Raw genomic sequence first — 2,519 nt, 5'->3', positions numbered from 1 at the left:
GGTATTGGTTAATCTCCGACAGGATACAGGCGAGGTTCTCCTCACCCGCGACCAGCTCGCCGAGAACTGACCCGGGAAGGGTATAAATTTCCACTGAGAATTGACCCATGCCTGACACTGCTCCGGTTTCAATTGACCGGAGCCCTATGGAGAAGTGATCAGCATGGATTTATTGAGCGTTGTGCGTCGTTGGCATCATCGTGATGGTCTGCCGATCCGCGAGATTGAGCGTCGGACGGGCCTGTCGCGGAACACGATCCGGAAATATCTTCGGGCAGACACGGTTGAGCCGGTTTTCAGGGCATCAGAGCGTCCGAGCAAACTGGATTTGTTTGCCGAAAAGCTGAAGACCTGGCTTGCTCATGAGGCGACGCGCCCGCGCAAGCAGCGTCGGACGGGCAAGCGCCTTTATTCGGACCTTGTCGCCCTTGGTTACAAAGGGTCATATGGCCGTGTTGCGGCCTTCATCCGGACGTGGCGGGCCGAGCAGAGGCTGGCCCTGCAGACGACGGGACGCGGTGTCTTCATTCCCCTGCGTTTTCAACCGGGCGAGGCCTTTCAGTTTGACTGGGGTGAGGACTGGGCTGTTGTTGGTGGCCGACGCGTCAAGCTTCAGGTTGCCCACACCAAACTCAGCTACAGCCGGGCCTTCGTTCTGCGGGCCTATCCCTTGCAGACCCATGAAATGCTGTTTGACGCCCTGACTGAGGCCTTCCGGATGCTGGGCGGCGTGCCGCGCCGGGGTATTTTCGATAATATGAAAACAGCTGTGGATCATGTCGGGCGAGGGAAAGCCCGGCAGGTAAACCTGCGTTTTTCCGCACTTGTGAGCCACTATCTGTTTGAGGCGGATTTCTGTAATCCTGCATCGGGATGGGAGAAAGGACAGATTGAGAAGACCGTTCAGGATGCCCGCCGCCAGATCTGGCAGGAGATGCCGCATTTCCCTGATCTTGCAGCCCTGAATCTCTGGCTTGAGAGGCGCTGCCGTGAGCACTGGGCAGATCAGCGGCATGTGGACCTACCGGGCAGTGTCGCCGAGGCCCATGCCGCCGAAGTGCCGCATCTGATAAGCATGGGGCGCCCCTTCGATGGATTTGTCGAACACACCAAGAGAGTGTCTCCGACCTGCCTCATCCGTTTTGAGGGCACCAGCTACAGCGTGCCAGCGTCCTTTGCCAACCGTCCTGTCAGTCTGCGTGTCTATCCCGCCCGACTGGTGATCGTAGCCGAGGGACGTGTGCTGTGCGAGCATGGCCGGATCATTGAACGCTCTCACACTGCGTCCAGTCGAACGGTTTATGACTGGCGCCATTATCTGGCCGTCCTTCAGCGCAAACCGGGTGCCTTGCGCAATGGTGCGCCATTTGCCGAATTGCCTCAGGCCTTCCGTGTCCTGCAGGAGCATCTCCGCAAACGGACTGGTGGTGAGCGGGACATGGTCGAGGTCCTGGCCCTTGTGCTGCATCACGACGAACAAGCCGTGCTTTGCGCGGTGGAACTGGCACTTGAAGATGGCGTCCCGACCAAAACGCACATCCTCAATACGCTGCATCGTCTGACGGATGGCAAAAAAACCGCGACAGCACGGATTGAGACGCCGCAGGCCCTGACACTTGAACGTGAGCCGCTTGCCAATACCTCCCGCTATGACGCCCTGCGTGGGGAGATCCGCCATGCGTCATGATCCTGCTGCTGGCGCTCTTGTCGTCATGCTTCGCGGCCTGCGGATGTATGGCATGGCTCAGGCCACGGAAGAACTGACCGAACAGGGCGCTCCGGCCTTCGAAGCAGCAATCCCGGTTCTCTCCCAGCTTCTGAAAGCAGAACTTGCAGAACGGGAGATACGCTCCATTGCCTATCAGAAAAAAGCGGCAAGGTTCCCAGCCTATAAGGATCTGGCAGGTTTTGATTTCTCCTGTGCCGACATCAACGAAGCGATGGTGCGTCAACTCCATGGGGGCACCTTCATTGACCATGCCGAAAATGTCGTTCTGATCGGGGGACCGGGCACAGGAAAAAGCCATATCGCAACAGCTCTTGCCATGCAGGCGATCGAGCATCATCGTAGGAAAGCCCGCTTCTGGTCCACGGTCGATCTTGTGAACGCTCTCGAGCAGGAAAAAGCCGCCAACCGGTCAGGGCAGATCGCAGACCGTCTCCTGCGCCTTGATCTCGTGATCCTTGATGAACTCGGTTACCTGCCGTTCAGCGCGTCAGGTGGGGCTCTTCTGTTCCATCTGCTCAGCCGTCTCTACGAGCGGACCAGTGTCATTATCACAACCAATCTAGGCTTCGGGGAATGGGGCGATGTCTTCGGAGACCCCAAAATGACAACAGCCCTCCTCGATCGACTGACCCACCACTGTCATATCCTTGAGACAGGAAATGACAGCTACAGGTTCAGAGCCAGTAGCGCCAAACCAAAAATCAGAAAGGAAAAGGCAGAAACACACGCTTGAATATCTCCTCAAAACAGGAGACATACACAATCAGGCCGGGTCAATTGCTCATGAAAA

Annotated in this window: 2 protein-coding genes; both read left to right on the top strand. The window is 57.3% G+C overall.

Annotation, left to right across the window (positions count from 1 at the left end; translation table 11 throughout):
* Positions 1-163: 163 nt before the first annotated feature.
* Positions 164-1,687, top strand: coding sequence for an IS21 family transposase (gene istA, locus AD944_RS00620; protein WP_045543178.1), 1,524 nt, complete (start codon positions 164-166; stop codon positions 1,685-1,687).
* Positions 1,677-2,462 (top strand): IS21-like element helper ATPase IstB, encoded by a 786-nt coding sequence (gene istB, locus AD944_RS00615; RefSeq protein ID WP_029606259.1) that lies wholly within the window; start codon positions 1,677-1,679, stop codon positions 2,460-2,462. Before istA ends, istB begins: the two co-directional genes overlap by 11 nt.
* The last annotated feature ends 57 nt before the right edge of the window (positions 2,463-2,519 follow it).

Source organism: Acetobacter tropicalis, from assembly GCF_001580915.1.
Classification (GTDB): Bacteria; Pseudomonadota; Alphaproteobacteria; order Acetobacterales; family Acetobacteraceae; genus Acetobacter; species Acetobacter tropicalis.
Note: the sequence above shows the minus strand (reverse complement) of the source record. Positions and strands in the feature narration are given on the sequence as shown.

What these genes read in the sequence shown, in the direction of transcription:
- istB (WP_029606259.1), top strand. Translation starts at nt 1,677, where the DNA reads ATGCGTCATGATCCTGCTGCTGGCGCTCTTGTCGTCATGCTTCGCGGC.
- istA (WP_045543178.1), top strand. Translation starts at nt 164, where the DNA reads ATGGATTTATTGAGCGTTGTGCGTCGTTGGCATCATCGTGATGGTCTG.